Source organism: Arthrobacter sp. TE12232, assembly GCF_054062615.1.
Genome location: NZ_JBSSFK010000001.1, coordinates 1,678,965 through 1,695,572, shown reverse-complemented (window position 1 = coordinate 1,695,572; position 16,608 = coordinate 1,678,965). Strand labels below are relative to the sequence as shown.

Below are 16,608 nucleotides of genomic sequence, written 5' to 3'. Positions count from 1 at the left end.
CGTGGGAACAGCAATCGACGGACTGTCCAGCGGCCTGGACACAACGTCCATGATTAACTCCCTCATGGCCGTCGAGGCACTGCCACAGACGCAACTGAAGACGAAGCTGGCCTCCGACCAGTCGATGATCACATCGCTGCAGGGCCTCAACACCCGTCTGACGCTCCTCAACAGCACCGCCGCCGGAGATGCCACCGTCAATGCGCTGAATCTGTTCACTGCGAGCACCTCGGCGCCGTCCCTCACCGCCACCGCAAACACCTCTGCGGCGGCCGGGTCCCTCGATGTCACGGTCACCAAGCTCGCCCAGACCCAGGTCGATGTCACCGCAGCGATGGCCTCGTGGCCCGTCGATGCCGGGGGAGCACCCGCGAAACTGACAATCGTCGATGCCAAAGGCAAGCAGACCGAGATCGCCCCGGCCTCCACGTCGCTCGACGACGTCGTCACCGCCATTAACGGCGCTTCCGGAGGCGCCGCCGCGGTGAAAGTCCCGGCCGGCAATGGCACCTACCGCCTCCAGCTCACCGCGACCGCATCCGGCGCAGCTGGCGCGTTTCAGATCTACCAGGGCAGCGCCGCGGACGTCACTGCCGGCACCGCCACGGACCTGATGTCTGATCCTGCCGCCGCCGTCGTGAGGACCGCCCAGGACGCCGAAGCCGTCCTGTACGCAGGCACCGCCGCCGAGCAGAAAATCACCTCGGCAACGAACACTTTCACCAACCTGCTCCCCGGCGTCTCGGTCACTGCGACGGCTGTCAGCGCCGCACCGGTAACCGTGACCGTAGCCAGCGACACCGCGGCGATATCCCAGAAGGCATCGGATCTCGTCAAAGCTGTCAATGATGCACTCGGCTTCATCTCCGACAACAGCTCCGTCACCACCACCACAACCGCGGACGGAACCTCGGCCGCCAAAGGCGGAATCTTCACCGGCAACTCCAGCGTCCGCGCCGTCGGCGATGCCCTGCTCACCGCAATGGCGGCCCCGGTCAACGGCAAGTCCCCGTCCGAGTACGGGATCGTGATCACCCGCGATGGGAACTTCACCTTCGATAAGGACAAGCTGGCGGCGGCGATGGCGAGCGACCCGGCCGGGACCAGTGCCGCGCTCCAGACAATTGCCTCGCGCGTCGCCACCTCGACGAGCAACGCCACAGACCCGGTCCAGGGTTCCGTGACGTCCCTCATCAAGGGTCAACAATCCGAGGTCGCTGACCTGAACGACCAGATCTCCAACTGGGATACGCGACTAACAAACCGCCGGGCAACCCTTCAGGCCCAGTTCACCAATATGGAAGTTCTGCTGGGTGGGCTGAAGGCGCAGTCATCCTGGCTTACGGGCCAGCTTGCCGGACTCTCCACGTCGTCCTCGAGCGGAAACTAGCCAATGTCCAGCACCGCTGTCTATCGCCGGGGCCCGGACCGCCCGCTCGGTGACGCCCCGGGGATCGCCGATACCAACGCAGTTTGGACCGCGATCCTGGACCGGCTCGAGGCCGACATCGCGGTGGCCTTTTCAGGGGCGGAACCCGAACCGTGGGCACCTCCCGCTTTACCGGGCCCCATCCCGGCCGAGCTGGAAGACCGAGCGCGCCGGGTCCTGAATGCTCAAGAGGAAAGCATTGCTATCCTCACGAAGACCAGGCAGGTCGCCGCAGCGCACCTGGAGGCTCTCAATTTAGTCCCGGCATCGTCCGGAGCAGGCCACGCACTGCTCATTGACGTCCGGGGCTGACATGACCTCCCGTGTGGATGTGACCGCGTCTCACGGGAACCCGCCGGAGATAGCCCGGCATTTTTTGCTAACGCATGACCCCTCGCATGCCGAGAGCAGAAGGTAAGCAGGGATTACCCGAAGCACGGCCACGAAATCGGCCGTGTTGTTCCTACCCGGAAGGCAGGCCGCTATGTCCCATGTGTCCTCCTCGCAGAAGGTCTTCGTGTGGCCTTTCACCACCACCATCACCATCAAAAGCGAGGGCAACATCGTCACGGTCACGCCAGCCACCAGCTCCATTGACGATGTTGCCGCCGCGGTCAACGGCGCAAATGCCGGCGTTACGGCCAGTAAGGTGCCTGCCGGCGGCGGCCAGTACCGGCTGGAATTTGCGGCGTCCAAATCCGGTGCGGCTGCAACGATCGTCCCCGACTTGAACGGGAAGAGCGCCCACGTAAAATTCGGCGAGCAGGCCGGTGCTTCGGCGGACCTTCCTGCCGGCTGGGACAGCGGGCTCGTCGCCCGAAAGTCCGTTCTGCAGCGTTCGCAGGCCGCGCTCGAAGTGTCACTCAGTGAAATTAAGTCCCAGTCTGCCTGGCTCTCCTCGCAGATCTTCGGTCCCTCCACAGGAAGCACACCAGCATGACCACCACAAGCTTTGGAAGCGCAGCCCAACGGAACCAGTACCTGGCGGATTCTGTGCTCTCCGCTCCTCCCGCACGCCTCCTGACCATGCTCTACGACCGCCTTCTGCTGGATCTTGGACGGGCCGAGACGGCCCAGCAGGGCGCCAATTGGCCGGTCGCCGCGGAAAACCTCCTGCATGCACAGGCCATCATTGCTGAATTGACCTCGTCCTTGAAGGTCGACGCCTGGGACGGTGCCGACGGACTCCTCGGCATCTACAATTACGCCTTCACCGCGCTGGTTAACGCCAACATCCAGCGCGACCCGGCCCTCACACGGGAGGCAATTGACCTCCTGGAACCCCTGCGCCAGGCCTGGCATGAAGCCGCCGCGTCCGTTCCGGCGCCACCGGCAGTCCCCTCCGCAGCGGCTGCACCCGCCTTTGCCGGCACCGGGACCTGGAACGCCCAGCCGGGCACAGGTGGCGGGAGCCTCGGTTTTGGCTAACCAGACCGACACGGAGTCCGGCCTTGGGGAAGCCGGATCCACCAACGCCGCATCACTTCCCGCGGAGGCCATGCCCGTCGACGCCGGCTTGGCCGCTTGGATGGCTGTCTTGGACGTGCTTGAAATGGCGGTCCAGGCTGCCGAGCGCACCCTGAAGGATCCGCTGGGCCCGCTCGCCATAGCAGCAGGATCCGTGGCGGAGCCCCGGGCGGAAAAACGCTGGTCCCCGCCGTCGGTGCCCGGGCCGCTGCCGGCCGCAGCACGGCGCCGCGCCGTCGCCCTGGCCGCGGCCCAGGAACGCGTTGCCCTCAGGCTGGAGGAGGCCCGGCAGGACATGGCCCGGCAGCTCCAGGCGGTGTCCTCAGTACCGGGCGTCGGAGACCCGTCCAGTGCGATCTACCTCGACGTGAACGGCTGAAGTTTCCTCGGCCCGAATCTTTCGGATAACAGTCGCATTTTCTCCTAACGCAGCGCTGACCAGTGCCGATAACCACTGTAAGAGCACGGATCGCTCGTTTACCGGCCACGGATTGGCCACCCTCACCTTTCCCAGGCAGGACTCTGTGCTCGAATCCGTGACTTCCGCCGCCCTGGCCAGCGCCATGGACGGGTTGGCATTGCGCCAGCGCACTATCGCGAACAACATCGCGAACGTCAACACACCGAATTACCACGCGAAGCGCGTCAGCTTCGAGGACGCCCTGGCGGCGTCAGCGCAGTCCGGGGACGGCCACGTGCAGGCAACGACGGCGGAATCCCTGGAACCCACCCAGCTGAACGGCAACAACGTCAACCTGGACACCGAGACCCTGTCCAACATCGACACCGTGCTGCGCTTCCAGTTCGCCGCCCGCGCCGTCAATAACGAATTCACCGCCATACGCTCCGCCCTGAGGACCAGCTGATGACCTTCGACATGATCGGCATCGCCGGCTCCGCCCTCACCGTCCACCGCAAGTGGCTCGATGCTGTCTCGGACAACCTCGCCAACATGAACAACGCCTCCGCCACCAGCGGCCCCGCTTTTCAGGCCCGGTACGTCGAGGCCGTCGAAGGGTCGGACGGCTCCGGCGTGTACGTCAAGAGCACCCAGCTCGGCAGCGCCGCGGGCCGGATCGTTTACCAGCCGGACCACCCGCTGGCTGATGCCAACGGCAACGTGAAGTACCCGGACATCGACATGGCTGAACAAATGGGCGCGCTCATCATCGCCCAGCGTGGCTACCAGGCCAACGCGCAGGTGGTGGACCGCGCCCGCGAAACGTACACGGCCGCCCTTGAGATTGGACGCTCCTAATGACTGTTGCCCCCATCGCCCCCGTCCAGGGTGTCCTGCCGACCAATTACGTCGGCGGCGCCAGCCCTGTCGCCGGCACGGACGGCTCCGCCTTCGCCACCTCCCTCACCGGTGCGGTGGACAACCTCCAGCAGCTGCAGTCGACGTCGAACCAGCTGGCTGTCTCCGCCGTCACCGGCAACCTGGACGACATCCACAACGCCACGCTCGCCGCCACCCGCGCCCAGGTCACGCTGGAACTCATGTCCACGGTGCGCAACAAGGGCGTTGACGCGTTCAACGAGATCATGAGGATGCAGGCCTGATGCCTCCGCAGATAACCGCGTTCTTCCAGCGCGTCGGCACGGGCCTGAAGAGCTTCACCGCCGGCCAGCGCACCCTCGCCGTGATCGGTGCTGCCCTGCTGGTGGTGGGTATCGTGGCCCTGTCCGCCTGGCTCACCCGCCCGGCCCTGACCCCGCTGTTCTCTGGCCTGAAGAGCACCGATGCCAGCGGAATCGTGGATCAGCTCAAAAAGGACAACGTTCAGTACGAACTCAGCGACGGCGGCGCCACCATCCTGGTCCCGCAGGACAAGGTCTACGACGAGCGGCTCAAGGCGGCCTCCGCCGGCCTGCCGACCGCTGCAGCAACCGGGTACTCCCTCCTGGACAAGATGGGGGTGACGTCCTCGGAATTCCAGCAGTCCGTCACCTACAAGCGGGCGCTCGAAGGGGAACTCGCCAGCACGATCGAAGCCATGGACGGCGTGAAGACCGCCGCCGTCCGGCTCGCGATCCCGGAGAAGACCGTCTTTGTGTCCAAGACCCCCGACACCACGGCCTCGGTCTTTGTCGAAACCGCCGCGGGGACCACGCTCTCCAGCGACAAAGTGCAGGCCATCGTCCACCTGACCTCCGCCGCGATCGAGAACCTCAAGCCGGACAACGTGTCGGTGGTCGACTCCCAAGGCAATGTGCTCTCCACTGTCGGCGGCGGCGCCACAGGCTCGACCTCCAAGCAGGCCAGCGACTACCAGAACCGTACGTCCGACGCCGTGAAGGCAGTCCTGGACCGAGTGGTGGGTCCCGGGAATTCCACGGTAGCGGTCGCCGCCGACGTCACCGGGGAATCCGCCCAGCAGACGAGCGAAACGTTCTCCAACACCGCCGGCGCCCTGCCGCTGAGCGAATCATCCAAGACCGAGAAATACACGGGAACCGGGGGAGGGGCCGCGGGCGTCCTCGGCCCGGACAACATCGCCGTTCCCGGCGGCACCAGTGGCAACGGCAACTTCGATTCCACCACCGAGACCAAGAACAACGCCGTCAACAAGGTCACCGAGGACCGGGTCATCCCGGCGGGAGCCGTCAAACGCCAGACCATTTCCGTAGCGGTCAGCCAGGCCGCCGCCAACGGCCTGAACCTCGTGTCGCTGAAGAACCTCGTCACCTCCGCAGCCGGCGTCGATGCCACGCGCGGCGACGTCGTCACCGTTGAGGTGGTGCCGTTCAGCACCGCGGCCGCCGATGACGCCGCCAAAGCACTTGCCGAGGCCCAGGCCAACGCGGAAGCCGAGAGGCAGGCCGCGTTCTTCGGAACCCTCGTCACGGCCGGCAGCATCCTGCTCGGCCTGCTGATCCTTGCCCTGGTGGTCACGATCATCCTGCGGCGCCGCCAGAAGCGCGAGCCCGTTGACCTCGGTGAACGCCTGGATCTGGAGATCATGCCGGTGGTCGCGCCCGTCACCGCCCTTCCGCCCGCCCCGGCGACGTCGGCGATCCCGATCACCGCACTGCCTCCGCTTCCGGGACCGACCACCGAGCAGCTGGAGTCCGAGCAACGCCGGCTGGAGATCGACAACATGGTCGCCGCCAACCCGGAACGGGCGGCAGACTACCTGCGCAGCCTCATGGATGACAGGCAGCCGGCATGAAACCAGCCGATACCGTCCTGACCGGCACCCAGCGCGCCGCCGTCGTCCTGATGCAGATGAGCCCCGAGAACGCCGCCAAGGTCATGGCCCAGCTCACTGACACGGAGGCGGAGGAGATTGCCGCCGAGATCGTCAAGCTCCGCAAAGTGGACCCGGACGTCGCCGAACAGATCATGAAGGACTTCCACCAGGCCGCGCAGACCAACTCCCGCCAGGCCCGGGGCGGCCGGGAACTCGCCGAAGGCCTGCTCGAGGCGTCCTTCGGCTCGGAAAAAGCGGCCGGACTCATCAACCGCCTCACGGTCAACATGGCCGGCAAGTCCTTCGAGTTCCTCGAAGACATCGAACCCGTGCAGATCCTGGCCCTGATCGACGGCGAACTGCCGCAGACCATCGCCTTGGTCCTGGCCCACCTCAGCCCGCGCAAGGCCTCGGCCGTCATGTCCGGGCTGCCCGGCTCGCTGCGCGCCGACGTCGCCCTCAGCATCGCCACCATGGGGTCCGGCGCGCCCGAGGCGATCGGGATCGTCGCCGATACCCTCAAACTCCGCGGCGGCGCCGCCGTATCCCAGCAGGCCTCAAAGGTGGTGGGCGGGATCCAGCCGCTGCTGGAGATCATCAACCGGACCGACGCCGGTACGGAACGATCCGTGCTGGACGGCCTTGACCTGCTCGACCCCGACCTCGCGGTGGAGATCCGCGCCCAGATGGTGACGTTCGACGACATCGTGAAACTGGAACGCCGCGACGTGCAGTTGGTGCTCCGCGGCCTCGACGCGTCTGTCCTGGCGATCGCCATGAAGGGCGCCTCCGAGGCGGTCCTGGAAACCATCACCACCAACGTCTCCGGGCGCAACCTCGAAATCCTCGAATCCGAGATCGCTGCCCTTGGCCCGCTGCGTGCCTCGCAGATCGAAGAGGCCCGCGCCGCCGTCGTCCGGTCCATCCGCGAGCTCGAGGCCGACGGCCAGGTCACCATCCAGCGCGGGGACGAAGAAGACTATGTCTACTGACAGCGGCGCGGCCCCTGCCCCGGCGCGCGTCGTCTTTCCCTCGCTGCGGGCGAACGGGCCGGCCGCCGAACAGGCCGGCTACACCGAGGGCCACGCCGCAGGCTACGCCGCCGGCGTGCGGGCCGCCGCGAAGGAACAGCGCCGCTGGCGGGACCGCATGGCCGCCGAACAGGCCGCCTCCCTGGCCGCCGGGCAACAGGACCTGGACCGTGCCGTGCGCGCCCTGGCCGTCGCCCGGAACGACTTCGCCCACCGCAACGTGCAGGCCCTGCAGGACGCCGAAGAGATCCTGGCACGCACCGCGCTGGAACTGGCCGAGGCCATCCTCGGCTACGAACTCGCCGAAGGCACCAGGACCGCGCGCGCCGCCCTGGCACGTGCCCTCTCCGGGAGCGACACCGCCACCGTGCTGGCGATCCGGCTGCACCCTGCAGACATCGACGTCCTTACCCGGGAAGGGCAGGAACTGCCCGCCGGGCTGCCGCTCGTCCCGGATCCCTCCTTGGACCGGGGCGACGCGAAGGTCGAATACCAGCAGGGCTGGTTCGACGCCGGCCTGCGCAGTTCCCTGGAACGTGCCCGCACGGCCCTGCTGGGGGAGTCCGGGCAGGCCGACGCCAGTCCCGGCGCCGGCGTTATTGGCGGCGGACTGCCTGCTGGCGGCCTTCCCGGCGCCTATCGGGGCCAGGCATGATCGCCGAGTGGCGCCCGAAGGGTGCCGACTACGCCGCCGCGCTGGCCGCGGCTGCCCCGCAGAGGGTCGGCGTCGTCACCTCCGTCGTTGGGCTGGGCCTTGAAGTCTCCGGGCTCGACTGCGCGCTGGGAGACCTCATCACGGTGGGGGAGAACCCCGGCCTCGACGCCGAAGTCGTGGCCGCGCTGGAGGGCTCCGTCCGCTGCATGCCGCTGGGCCGCCTCGCCGGTGTGGCCGCCGGAGACCCCGTCCGTGCCAAGGGCGGCGCCGTGCTGGTCCCCACCGGCCGGGGCCTCTTCGGCCGGGTACTTGACGGGCTCGGACGTCCGATCGACGGCAAGGGTCCGCTGCTCAGCGGTCCGCGCGTGCCGATTGACAACGAGGCGCCGAACGCCATGAAACGTGCCCGCATCGATACGGCACTGCAGACCGGGGTGCGCGTCCTGGACACCATGACGACGCTCGGTAAGGGCCAGCGCATGGGCCTGTTTGCCGGGTCCGGCGTCGGCAAATCCTCCCTGCTCTCGATGATCGCCCGCGGCACCGACGCCGAGGTCTCGGTGATTGCCCTCGTCGGCGAACGCGGCCGCGAAGTCCGGGAGTTCCTCGAGGATGACCTCGGCGCCGCCGGTCTGGCGCGCTCCGTGGTGGTGGTCGCCACCTCCGACGAACCCGCCCTCATGCGGATGCGTGCAGCCTTCACCGCCACCAGGATCGCCGAGTCCTTCCGCGACCAGGGCCAGGACGTGGTCCTGATGATGGACTCCCTCACCCGAGTAGCCATGGCCCAGCGCGAGATCGGCCTCTCGGCCGGCGAGCCTCCGGCCACCCGGGGCTACCCGCCGTCGACCTTTTCCATCCTGGCCCGTCTCCTGGAACGCGCCGGCACTGCCGAAACCGGCTCCGTAACCGGCATCTATACCGTGCTGGTGGACGGTGATGACCACAACGAGCCCATCGCCGACGCGGCCCGGTCCATCCTGGACGGTCACGTCGTGCTGGACCGCAAACTGGCCGTCACAGGGCATTTTCCGTCCGTGGACGTGCTCGGATCGGTGTCCCGGGTGGCCAGCAAGGTCAATGCCCGGCCGAACCTCGACGCCGCCGCCACACTCCGCCGGGTCCTCGCGGCCCGCAAGGGCGCACAGGACCTGATCGACGTCGGCGCCTACCAAGCCGGGACCAACCCGCTGGTGGACGCCGCGCTGAACCACGAGCACGAGGTCAGCGCGTTCCTCCAACAGCCGATGGACGAATCCACGGCGCACTCCGAGTCCTGGCAGAGGCTCGGCCACCTTACTTCGATCCTGGGAGCAGCAGCATGAACCGCGAATTCTCTCTGGCAGGGCTCCTGCGCCTCCGCCAGCTCCAGCAGGACCAGGCAGCCACCGGACTGGCGCGGGCCCGCTCACGCTCCAGTTCCGTCCGGGTCCGCGAAGCCGCCGCCCGCCGCGAGCTGGCCGCCACGGATGACCCCATCTCCAGCTCCGCCTCCCTGCGTGCCGTGGCCGCCGCCCGGTCCTCCTCCCACAGCATGCTCGCGGACCTGCAAAACCTCACGCACCTGGCCGAAGCCGAAGAAGCCGCCGCCCGCGCCGAGTTCATCGCCGCCCGCACGCGCTCCGTGGGCCTGGAAAAACTGCAAGCCCGCCACGACGCCGAGATCAGTTCCGCCGACCTGCGCGCCGAACAGTCCGCCCTCGACGAGATCGCCTCGACGCTCTGGCACCGCGACGAACAGCAGGTGAAGCCATGAGCATGACAGAGGCAATTGGCAGGATGCAGGGCATCCAAGCGATGATCGCGGAACTGTCCCGGCCGGCGGCCACGGCGGAGACCAACGCGGCCGCGGTCAAGGCCGCCGCGGCCACCTCGCTCGCGACCGCCACGGGCACCGGCGACTCCGCTTCCTTCACGCAGGCACTCGCCGCGGCCATGGGCGGGACCGGCGCCACGGATGCATCCTCCCTCACGGACAGCTTGGGGCTCGGCAGCTCGCTGGGACTCGGCAGCACGACGGGGACCGGCATGGCCGGGTTCACCGGCGTGGCCGGGCTCACCGGCGCCCAGGCAACGGGCACGGTGCACACGGGCGCGGCGGCGACGGGTAACGACGTGGTGGCGGCGGCCAAGAAGTACATCGGTGTTCCCTACGTGTGGGGAGGCACCAATCCGGCCACCGGCATGGACTGCTCCGGCTTCACACAGCGGGTGTTCAAAGACCTCGGCGTGGAGATTCCCCGCGTGGTGAGCGACCAGATGCGCCAGGGCACCCCGGTGGCCTCCCTCGCCGAAGCGAAACCCGGCGACCTGCTGGTGAGCTTCGGCGGCAACCACGTTTCCATCTACCTGGGCAACGGCAAGGCGATCGACGCACCCGTACCCGGCAAGACCATCCAGATCCGCGACGCCTGGGAGCAGCAGTCCAACCTGACTTCCATCCGGCGCATAGTTCCTGCCGGGACGGCATCGTGAAGGCCGCGGCATCGGGGGATCTCGCGACCGCGCTGGCCGCCTCGGCACCGGCCCGGGCAGCACGTCAGGGAGCAGACCTGCGGCCCGGCAACGGCAGCCCGGACACTGCGTCCTTCGACTCGGTTCTCACCGACGTCCAGGGTTCGGCAGGGATCGGCCCAGCAGGCAACGGTAACCTCGCGGACCCCGCCACCGAGGCAGAGCCCGCCGCCAACCCCGAGCCCGCTACTGACAACGAGTCCAACGCCACGCCCGGACGGCCCGAGCTTCAGGGCGCCGGCCGTCCGGCCAATCAGGCATCCGGCCGACTCACGGAAAGTGCGTCCGACTGGGTGCCCGCCAACGCCGGCTTCCCCGAAGCCGCCTCAACGGCGGTCGGCGAGCGGACGCCAGACGTGCCCGTGCGTGACGGCGACCTGACCGGTGCTTCAGCGGCAGGCGCCGCTGCAAAACCGACGACGGCGGCCGACGACGAAGCCGATTCGGCGCCCTCTGCAGCAGGTTCCGCGCCGTCCGACGCCGCTTCTCCCGCCGTTGCCGGCTTTGCATGGCCGGCGCAGTATGCCTCCGCCCAGTGGGCCCCCGCCCAATTTGTCGCTTTCGCGCAACCCGGACAGCCAGCCCCGGTGGGACCGCCAGCGCAGCCCGGACAAGCAGCCCAGGCCGTGGCCTCGGACGGTCACGGTAGCCCCCGCGCTGCGGCACCGGCTTTCCCCGCCCCCGCGGCAGCGGGTCCCGCCGGCGTGCCGGCCGCCGCGGCAGAGGGTACAGCCGTACCCGCTGCCCCCGGAATGCCCGACGCCCGGCTCCAGATGCCCGGCGCGATCCCCGTTCGTCCCGTCGCGGGCGGTGATTCGTCTGCCGTTGCTGCCGCGCAGATCGCGGGCGCGGTACCGTCCTCGGGGCCGACTGCAGCCACTGGCGGATCAGCCGGTGCCGCGTCCGCTGCACCCGTTCCTGCCCTGGCGGCTGCACCGGAGCCCGGTGTGGCTGCGCTAGCGGCCTCGCCCGCCACCGGCGCGGCAGGTGCCGCGTCTGCAGCGGGTCCCGCCTCGGTGCTCACTGGCTCGCCCGCCGGTGCAGTTTCCGCCACGGCCGAGGCAACCACGCTGCCGCGCGAGGCCGCGGCGGCCACGGCTCAAGCGAAGGCGCCAACGAAGGCCACGGCAGGTGAATCGGCCCAGACAGGGCCGGGACGCAGTGCGGTGCTTGGCAGTTCGACACCGGTCAACCCGGCGGCCAGCCCTCCTGTTGCCATGGCGGGAGCTCCGCTTTCGGGCAGGGGAGAGGCCGCCGCCGTAGCGACCGTCAGAGCCACCGCCGTCGCTCCGTCAGCCGCCGGACAATCGGCGATAACCTCGGCCGGCAGCACCGCAGCCGGCAATGTCCTGGGCAGCAGAGTGGCCCCCGCAGCCGCCGTGGTGCCGCCTGGGTCCCTAACGGACCCTGCACAAGCAAAGGCACAGGCACCACGCACCGCGGAAGCGCTGACGGATCAGGTGAGTGGAGGTCCGGCTGGCGCAGTGGCGGTACCTGTTCAGTCGCTGACGGCCGGCACAACCATGCCCCAGCCGGCTGCGCAGGCCGCTGCCCAGCCGCCGTCGCAGCCGGCGCCCCAGCCCGCGGAACCCCTTCAGCCTCAGCTGGCCAAACCGCTCTTCACCCTGGTGGGGGCGCCCCGCGGCGAGCACATCATGACGCTCAAGGTCAGCCCGGAAGATCTGGGTCCGCTGACGGTACGGGCCCAGATCGACGCCGCGGGTGTGCGGATTGAACTCTTCGCGCCGGGCGAGGCTGGACGTGAGGCGGTCCGGGGAATCCTGCCCGAACTCCGCAAGGAGCTCGCCGACGCCGGATTCGGGGCCAGCCTTGACCTGTCCGATCACAGCGGTCCCATGGGCCTCGGCCAGAACGGGGGCCAGAACGGGGGCCAGCACGGCACGGCCCAGGACCGGGCGGGCACCCAGTACGCCGCCGGACGGGAGTCCGGCGGCGGCGGAAACGGCTCTGGTCCCAGCGGCCGCAACGACCCGGCCGAGCAGCGCCCCGGTCACCGCTGGGACGCGCTGGCTGATGGCCAAGCCGTGCGCGCCGCCAGGATTTTGAACGGCCCCCAGACCACCCTCGACATTCTTGTCTGACACGAAGGAACGCGACATATGACGATTCAGCCGATCGCATCCCAGCCAGTGACGCCGGCGGGAGCAGCCGCCCCGGCGTCTGCTGACCGGACACCCGCTCAGTCCATGGATGCCAACGTGTTCATGACCCTGCTCGTGGCCCAGCTCAAGAACCAGAATCCGAGCGCGCCCATGGACACCAACCAGATGATGAGCCAGACCCTCCAGCTCTCCACGATGGAAAAAATGACTGAACTGACCACCAACAGCAAGGAGGGTTTCTCCCTCCAGATGCGGACGGCGGCAGCCCAGCTGATCGGCCAGTCGGTGGGCTACACCCTCGCGGACGGCACCACCGGGACCGGCATCGCCAGCTCCGTCAGTTATGCGGGCTCGGTCCCGGCCGTCAAGGTCGGCGACATCACCGTTCCCCTCGACTCCATCACCGGGCTTACTGCTCCGGCCGCATCCTAACCAGTTCTTTACCCGTAGAAAGGCAGTTCCCATGCTCCGCTCGCTGTACTCCGGAATCTCCGGCCTTCGCGCCCACCAGACCATGCTCGACGTCACCGGCAACAACATTGCCAACGTCAACACCGCCGGCTTCAAGGCATCCTCCACCCAGTTCCAGGACACCCTGTCCCAGCTGCAGCAGGGCGCCTCCGGTCCGCAGGCCGGAACCGGCGGCAGCAACCCCGCCCAAATCGGTCTCGGCGTCCGCGTGGCCGGAGTCACCACCAACTTCAGCCAGGGCTCTTCGCAGAGCACCGGCCGCGCCACGGACATGATGATCTCCGGCGACGGTTTCTTCGTGACCAGCAAGGGCGGCCAGCAGCTCTTCACCCGCGCCGGCTCGTTCAGCCCCGACGCGGCCAACCAGCTGGTGAGCCCCGACGGCGGCATCCTCCAGGGCTGGACCGCCACCAACGGCGTGATCAACGCCGGTTCTCCCGTCGGCGACATCACGCTGAACCCCAACACCATGGTTGCGAAGGCCACGGACACGGTGACCATGGACGGGAACCTGCCCAGCGATGCCCTCGTTACCGACGCTCCACTGGACCGCGTCGTCAATGTCTACGACGCGGCCGGCGCCGAGCGCAGCCTGACAGTGACATTCGCCAAGAGCGCTAGCGGCTGGAACGTCACCGCAAAAGACGGGGCAACGACGTCGACCATTCAGCTCGCGCAGCAGTCGAACGGCCAGCTCACCCCCAGCGGGGCCTTGAGCGTATCCGGCATCACGGTGGACCTCTCCAAGGTCTCCGGCTACGCCTCCATGAGCTCCCTGACCGTCAGCGGCCAGAACGGCGCCGCCGTCGGCAAGCTCGAGTCCTACACGCTGGGCAACGACGGCTCCCTGGTGGGGTCCTTCAGCAACGGCATCAAGCAGGTCCTGGCCAAGATCGCCCTCGCCAAGTTCACCAACCCCGGTGGCCTGGAGAAGGCCGGTGGCTCCTCCTACGTGGCCACCGGCAACTCCGGCGGCGTGCAGCTGGGTGCTGCGGGCGACCCCGGCATGGGCACCCTGACCGCCGGATCCCTGGAAATGTCCAACGTGGACCTGTCCCAGGAATTCACCAACCTCATCGTCGCGCAGCGCGGCTTCCAGGCCAACGCCCGCATCATCACCACCTCGGATGAGGTTCTGCAGGAACTGACCCAGCTGAAGCGCTAGCCCCGGGGTTGCTCTATCACTTATGGCTGCTATTTGAGCGGCAAGGCAGCCATAAGTGATAGAGCAACGGGTGTTTAGCGGGCAGAACCGGTGCCAAGGGCGATCCGTACCTTGCGCACCGCGCCCCGAAAGTCGTTGGCCAGATCGTCGGCGTTCAACTTGAAGTACCGCCATCCAGCGGCAAGGAAGACTTCGTCGCGGCGGTAGTCCCGGGTTTGCTGTTCGCGCGTGCGGTGGTGGGCGCCGTCGTACTGGACGGCTATGCGCTGTTTGCGGTAGCCCATGTCCGCGGCGGGTGAGTACGGGTCCTCCGGGACAAGCCGCAGCTGCAACTCCGGTTCCGGGAGTCCGGCCGCGGTGAGCGCCAGCCGCAAGAACGTCTCCGGTGCGGAGTCGGCACCGGCACGGATCAGCTCGGCCGCCTGGCGGGCCTTCACGATCCCCTGGAACTTCGGATGATGCTTGAGCATCGACCGCAGTTCCTCGCGCGTCGCCCATGGATCGGTGCGGATCTCCAGACCCGGGCGCGGCTGACGCACGAGCTGATCGCCCACTGCCACGAGGGCTTCCAACGGCAGGACGCGGGCAAGGTCCAGCCAAGTGCGGGCCGGGGTCGAAATGCGGATACCGTCCAGCACCGTGACCTCGTCCGGGAAGGCGAGGACGGTGTGCCCCACGACGCCCTCCCGCCGGACCGGCGGCAGCGCTTTGGGCTTGCTGAGATGCAATTCCCGGCTTCCGCACAACCAAGCCGGAAGCCACAGCCCGTGGATCACTGCAGCGGTCAGATGCGAGATCCAGCCGCCCGGCGTCGCCGCCGAGAGTGCGCGTGCCAGGCTTCGGATCTCAAAGTCCCAGCCGGCCGGCAGATAGATCAACCGGCCGGCCGGGGCGACGTCGGATGCACGGAGCCGGGACCGACTCAGGTTTGCAGCTCTCGCCTCATGCACGGTGAACGGGGCATCCGACAAATGGGAGGGCAATGGCTCGGCAGGTCGCATGCGGACCATTGTTGCCGCAAAGGCGTGATGCTGCCGGCGTTATCCACAGCCCCCCGTTGCGCTATCACTTATGGTTGCCAAAACGTCGAAATGGCCGCCATAAGTGATAGCGCAACAAGGAGGGGAAGGGCGGCCGCGGCGCTCGCGGTCAGCCAGCCTGCCAGGACACGGGAAGATGCTTTACCCCATAGACGATCGTGCTTTCCATCCGCTCCAGCTGCGCACCGGGGTCCACTGCCAGCCCGGGCAACCGGGAGAGCACGGCCTGCAGCGCGACCTTGGCCTCGAGCCGGGCCAGGGGAGCCCCGAGGCAGAAGTGGATGCCCTGCCCGAAGGCGAGGTGACGGTTGGGTGAGCGGCCGACGTCGAACACATCGGGATCCGGGAACTGCTCCCCGTCGCGGTTCGCCGAGCCGATCCAGGCCACGAGGGGCGACCCCGCAGGAATCGACCGGTCGCGCAGCGTGGTGTCCACGGCCGAGATCCGATACATGGACTGTACGGGGGAGCGGTAGCGCAGCACCTCTTCGATCGCCTGCGGGAGCAGGTCCAGGTCGGCGACAAGGCGCTCCGCCGTGCCCGGCGATTCGGCGAAGCACAGTACGGCATTGCCGATCAGGTTGGTGGTGGTCTCGTTGCCCGCGACGAGCAGCAGGGCGCAGAATCCGAGCAGCTCGATGACGCTGAGTTTCTGCCCGTCGATCTCGGCCGCGAGGAGCGCGCTGATCAAATCACTGCCCGGCTGGCGGCGCCGCTCCTCGATCATGCCCATGAAGTACTCCGCCATTTCCCGGTGGGTATCGGGGTGGCCGGACTCGTCGGCGCCCGGAGCTTGGCTCACGATCATGTCAGACCACTGCTTAAACCGGTCCCGGTCCGCGGCCGGGATGCCCATGAGCTCCGCGATCACGATCACCGGGAGTGGATAGGCCAGCTGATCGATCAGGTCCGTGCTGCCCGTGGCAACGACCGGATCCAGTAACTCGTGCGTGAGTGCCAGGATGCGCGGTGCGAGTGCTTCCACCGACCGCGGCGTGAACGCCTGCGTCACGAGGGAACGCAGCTGGCGGTGTCTGGGCGGATCCGTATTGATCAGGCTGGCCGCGAACAGTTGCCCTGTTTCGGTTGGATTGTCCCCGCCCATTCGGGAAGAAAACGTGGCGTGCTCGGACAGAACGCGCTGCACGTCGTCATAGCCGAAGACGTGCCAGACACCGGTCTCCTCATCCTGGAAGACGGGGTCGCTGCGCCGCATGGCTTTGTACTGGGGAAACGGGTTCAACGGCTCCAGAGCCGGAAAATGCACCATGGCTGGCCTTCCTGATGAGGCGGGCGGCCGATGCGTCGTGGGGCAGATCTAAGAGCTGTGAACGCGATGGATCAACCGCATCGGACCAAGGCTCCAACGGGGCGGGCCGCATGGCCCCGTCAGGACCCACCCTAGTACCGCCCGGCATGCGGCGCACAGGAAATCACGGGCAATCACCGGCAATTACAGTAAATCCTGTCGCCTCGGCCACCCGTCAGCGCCGGCGCCTGGCCCGGCCGCCTAACGAAG

At 68.0% G+C, this 16,608-nt stretch carries 19 protein-coding genes; 17 read left to right on the top strand and 2 right to left on the bottom strand.

Annotation, left to right across the window (positions count from 1 at the left end; genetic code table 11):
* The first annotated feature begins 1 nt into the window (after window position 1).
* The 17 genes from fliD to ACVWZ7_RS07380 all read left to right on the top strand — a co-directional run bounded on the left by fliD (window position 2) and on the right by ACVWZ7_RS07380 (window position 14,049).
* Window positions 2-1,390: a flagellar filament capping protein FliD gene (gene fliD / locus ACVWZ7_RS07460; protein WP_456507454.1), complete on the top strand. Its 1,389-nt coding sequence runs from the start codon at window positions 2-4 to the stop codon at window positions 1,388-1,390.
* Between the two features lie 3 nt (window positions 1,391-1,393).
* Window positions 1,394-1,741 carry a hypothetical protein gene (locus ACVWZ7_RS07455; protein WP_456507453.1) on the top strand — a complete coding sequence of 116 codons (348 nt, stop codon included), beginning with the start codon at window positions 1,394-1,396 and terminating at the stop codon, window positions 1,739-1,741.
* Window positions 1,742-1,913: 172 nt separating this feature from the next.
* The gene (locus ACVWZ7_RS07450; protein ID WP_456507452.1) at window positions 1,914-2,369 is read left to right on the top strand and encodes a flagellin hook IN motif-containing protein; all 456 of its coding nucleotides are present in this window, start codon (window positions 1,914-1,916) and stop codon (window positions 2,367-2,369) included.
* Window positions 2,366-2,857, top strand: a complete 492-nt coding sequence (fliS, locus tag ACVWZ7_RS07445) for a flagellar export chaperone FliS (RefSeq protein WP_344360952.1) — start codon at window positions 2,366-2,368, stop codon at window positions 2,855-2,857. The genes ACVWZ7_RS07450 and fliS overlap by 4 nt, the downstream gene beginning before the upstream one ends.
* On the top strand, window positions 2,850-3,275 hold the full coding sequence (locus tag ACVWZ7_RS07440; protein WP_456507451.1) for a hypothetical protein: 426 nt from the start codon (window positions 2,850-2,852) through the stop codon (window positions 3,273-3,275). The genes fliS and ACVWZ7_RS07440 overlap by 8 nt, the downstream gene beginning before the upstream one ends.
* A 145-nt stretch (window positions 3,276-3,420) precedes the next feature.
* Window positions 3,421-3,762 carry a flagellar basal body rod protein FlgB gene (locus tag ACVWZ7_RS07435; protein ID WP_456507450.1) on the top strand — a complete coding sequence of 114 codons (342 nt, stop codon included), beginning with the start codon at window positions 3,421-3,423 and terminating at the stop codon, window positions 3,760-3,762.
* A complete protein-coding gene (locus tag ACVWZ7_RS07430) occupies window positions 3,762-4,154 on the top strand; it encodes a flagellar basal body rod protein FlgC (RefSeq protein ID WP_456507449.1) in 393 nt (130 codons plus the stop codon). The genes ACVWZ7_RS07435 and ACVWZ7_RS07430 overlap by 1 nt, the downstream gene beginning before the upstream one ends.
* On the top strand, window positions 4,154-4,459 hold the full coding sequence (fliE, locus tag ACVWZ7_RS07425) for a flagellar hook-basal body complex protein FliE (protein WP_116767006.1): 306 nt from the start codon (window positions 4,154-4,156) through the stop codon (window positions 4,457-4,459). The genes ACVWZ7_RS07430 and fliE overlap by 1 nt, the downstream gene beginning before the upstream one ends.
* Entirely contained in the window at window positions 4,459-6,069 is a 1,611-nt protein-coding gene (gene fliF / locus ACVWZ7_RS07420) for a flagellar basal-body MS-ring/collar protein FliF (protein WP_456507448.1), read from the top strand. The genes fliE and fliF overlap by 1 nt, the downstream gene beginning before the upstream one ends.
* Entirely contained in the window at window positions 6,066-7,082 is a 1,017-nt protein-coding gene (gene fliG / locus ACVWZ7_RS07415) for a flagellar motor switch protein FliG (protein ID WP_116767004.1), read from the top strand. The genes fliF and fliG overlap by 4 nt, the downstream gene beginning before the upstream one ends.
* Window positions 7,072-7,776, top strand: a complete 705-nt coding sequence (locus tag ACVWZ7_RS07410; protein ID WP_456507447.1) for a FliH/SctL family protein — start codon at window positions 7,072-7,074, stop codon at window positions 7,774-7,776. Before fliG ends, ACVWZ7_RS07410 begins: the two co-directional genes overlap by 11 nt.
* Window positions 7,773-9,101: a FliI/YscN family ATPase gene (locus ACVWZ7_RS07405; protein ID WP_456507446.1), complete on the top strand. Its 1,329-nt coding sequence runs from the start codon at window positions 7,773-7,775 to the stop codon at window positions 9,099-9,101. The genes ACVWZ7_RS07410 and ACVWZ7_RS07405 overlap by 4 nt, the downstream gene beginning before the upstream one ends.
* Window positions 9,098-9,532: a flagellar FliJ family protein gene (locus ACVWZ7_RS07400; RefSeq protein WP_456507445.1), complete on the top strand. Its 435-nt coding sequence runs from the start codon at window positions 9,098-9,100 to the stop codon at window positions 9,530-9,532. The genes ACVWZ7_RS07405 and ACVWZ7_RS07400 overlap by 4 nt, the downstream gene beginning before the upstream one ends.
* Window positions 9,529-10,251: a C40 family peptidase gene (locus ACVWZ7_RS07395; RefSeq protein WP_344360928.1), complete on the top strand. Its 723-nt coding sequence runs from the start codon at window positions 9,529-9,531 to the stop codon at window positions 10,249-10,251. Before ACVWZ7_RS07400 ends, ACVWZ7_RS07395 begins: the two co-directional genes overlap by 4 nt.
* Complete coding sequence (locus ACVWZ7_RS07390; protein ID WP_456507444.1) at window positions 10,248-12,392, top strand: flagellar hook-length control protein FliK; 2,145 nt, start codon at window positions 10,248-10,250, stop codon at window positions 12,390-12,392. Before ACVWZ7_RS07395 ends, ACVWZ7_RS07390 begins: the two co-directional genes overlap by 4 nt.
* An 18-nt stretch (window positions 12,393-12,410) precedes the next feature.
* Complete coding sequence (locus ACVWZ7_RS07385) at window positions 12,411-12,845, top strand: flagellar hook assembly protein FlgD (RefSeq protein ID WP_456507443.1); 435 nt, start codon at window positions 12,411-12,413, stop codon at window positions 12,843-12,845.
* Window positions 12,846-12,876: 31 nt separating this feature from the next.
* Window positions 12,877-14,049 (top strand): flagellar hook protein FlgE, encoded by a 1,173-nt coding sequence (locus tag ACVWZ7_RS07380; RefSeq protein ID WP_344360922.1) that lies wholly within the window; start codon window positions 12,877-12,879, stop codon window positions 14,047-14,049.
* A gap of 74 nt (window positions 14,050-14,123) precedes the next feature.
* Here the strand turns inward: ACVWZ7_RS07380 and ACVWZ7_RS07375 are convergent, their stop codons facing one another.
* Both ACVWZ7_RS07375 and ACVWZ7_RS07370 read right to left on the bottom strand, forming a co-directional pair.
* A complete protein-coding gene (locus tag ACVWZ7_RS07375) occupies window positions 14,124-15,050 on the bottom strand; it encodes a hypothetical protein (protein ID WP_456507442.1) in 927 nt (308 codons plus the stop codon).
* A 148-nt stretch (window positions 15,051-15,198) separates the two neighbouring features.
* Window positions 15,199-16,359 carry a cytochrome P450 gene (locus ACVWZ7_RS07370; protein ID WP_456507441.1) on the bottom strand — a complete coding sequence of 387 codons (1,161 nt, stop codon included), beginning with the start codon at window positions 16,357-16,359 and terminating at the stop codon, window positions 15,199-15,201.
* Between the last annotated feature and the right edge of the window lie 249 nt (window positions 16,360-16,608).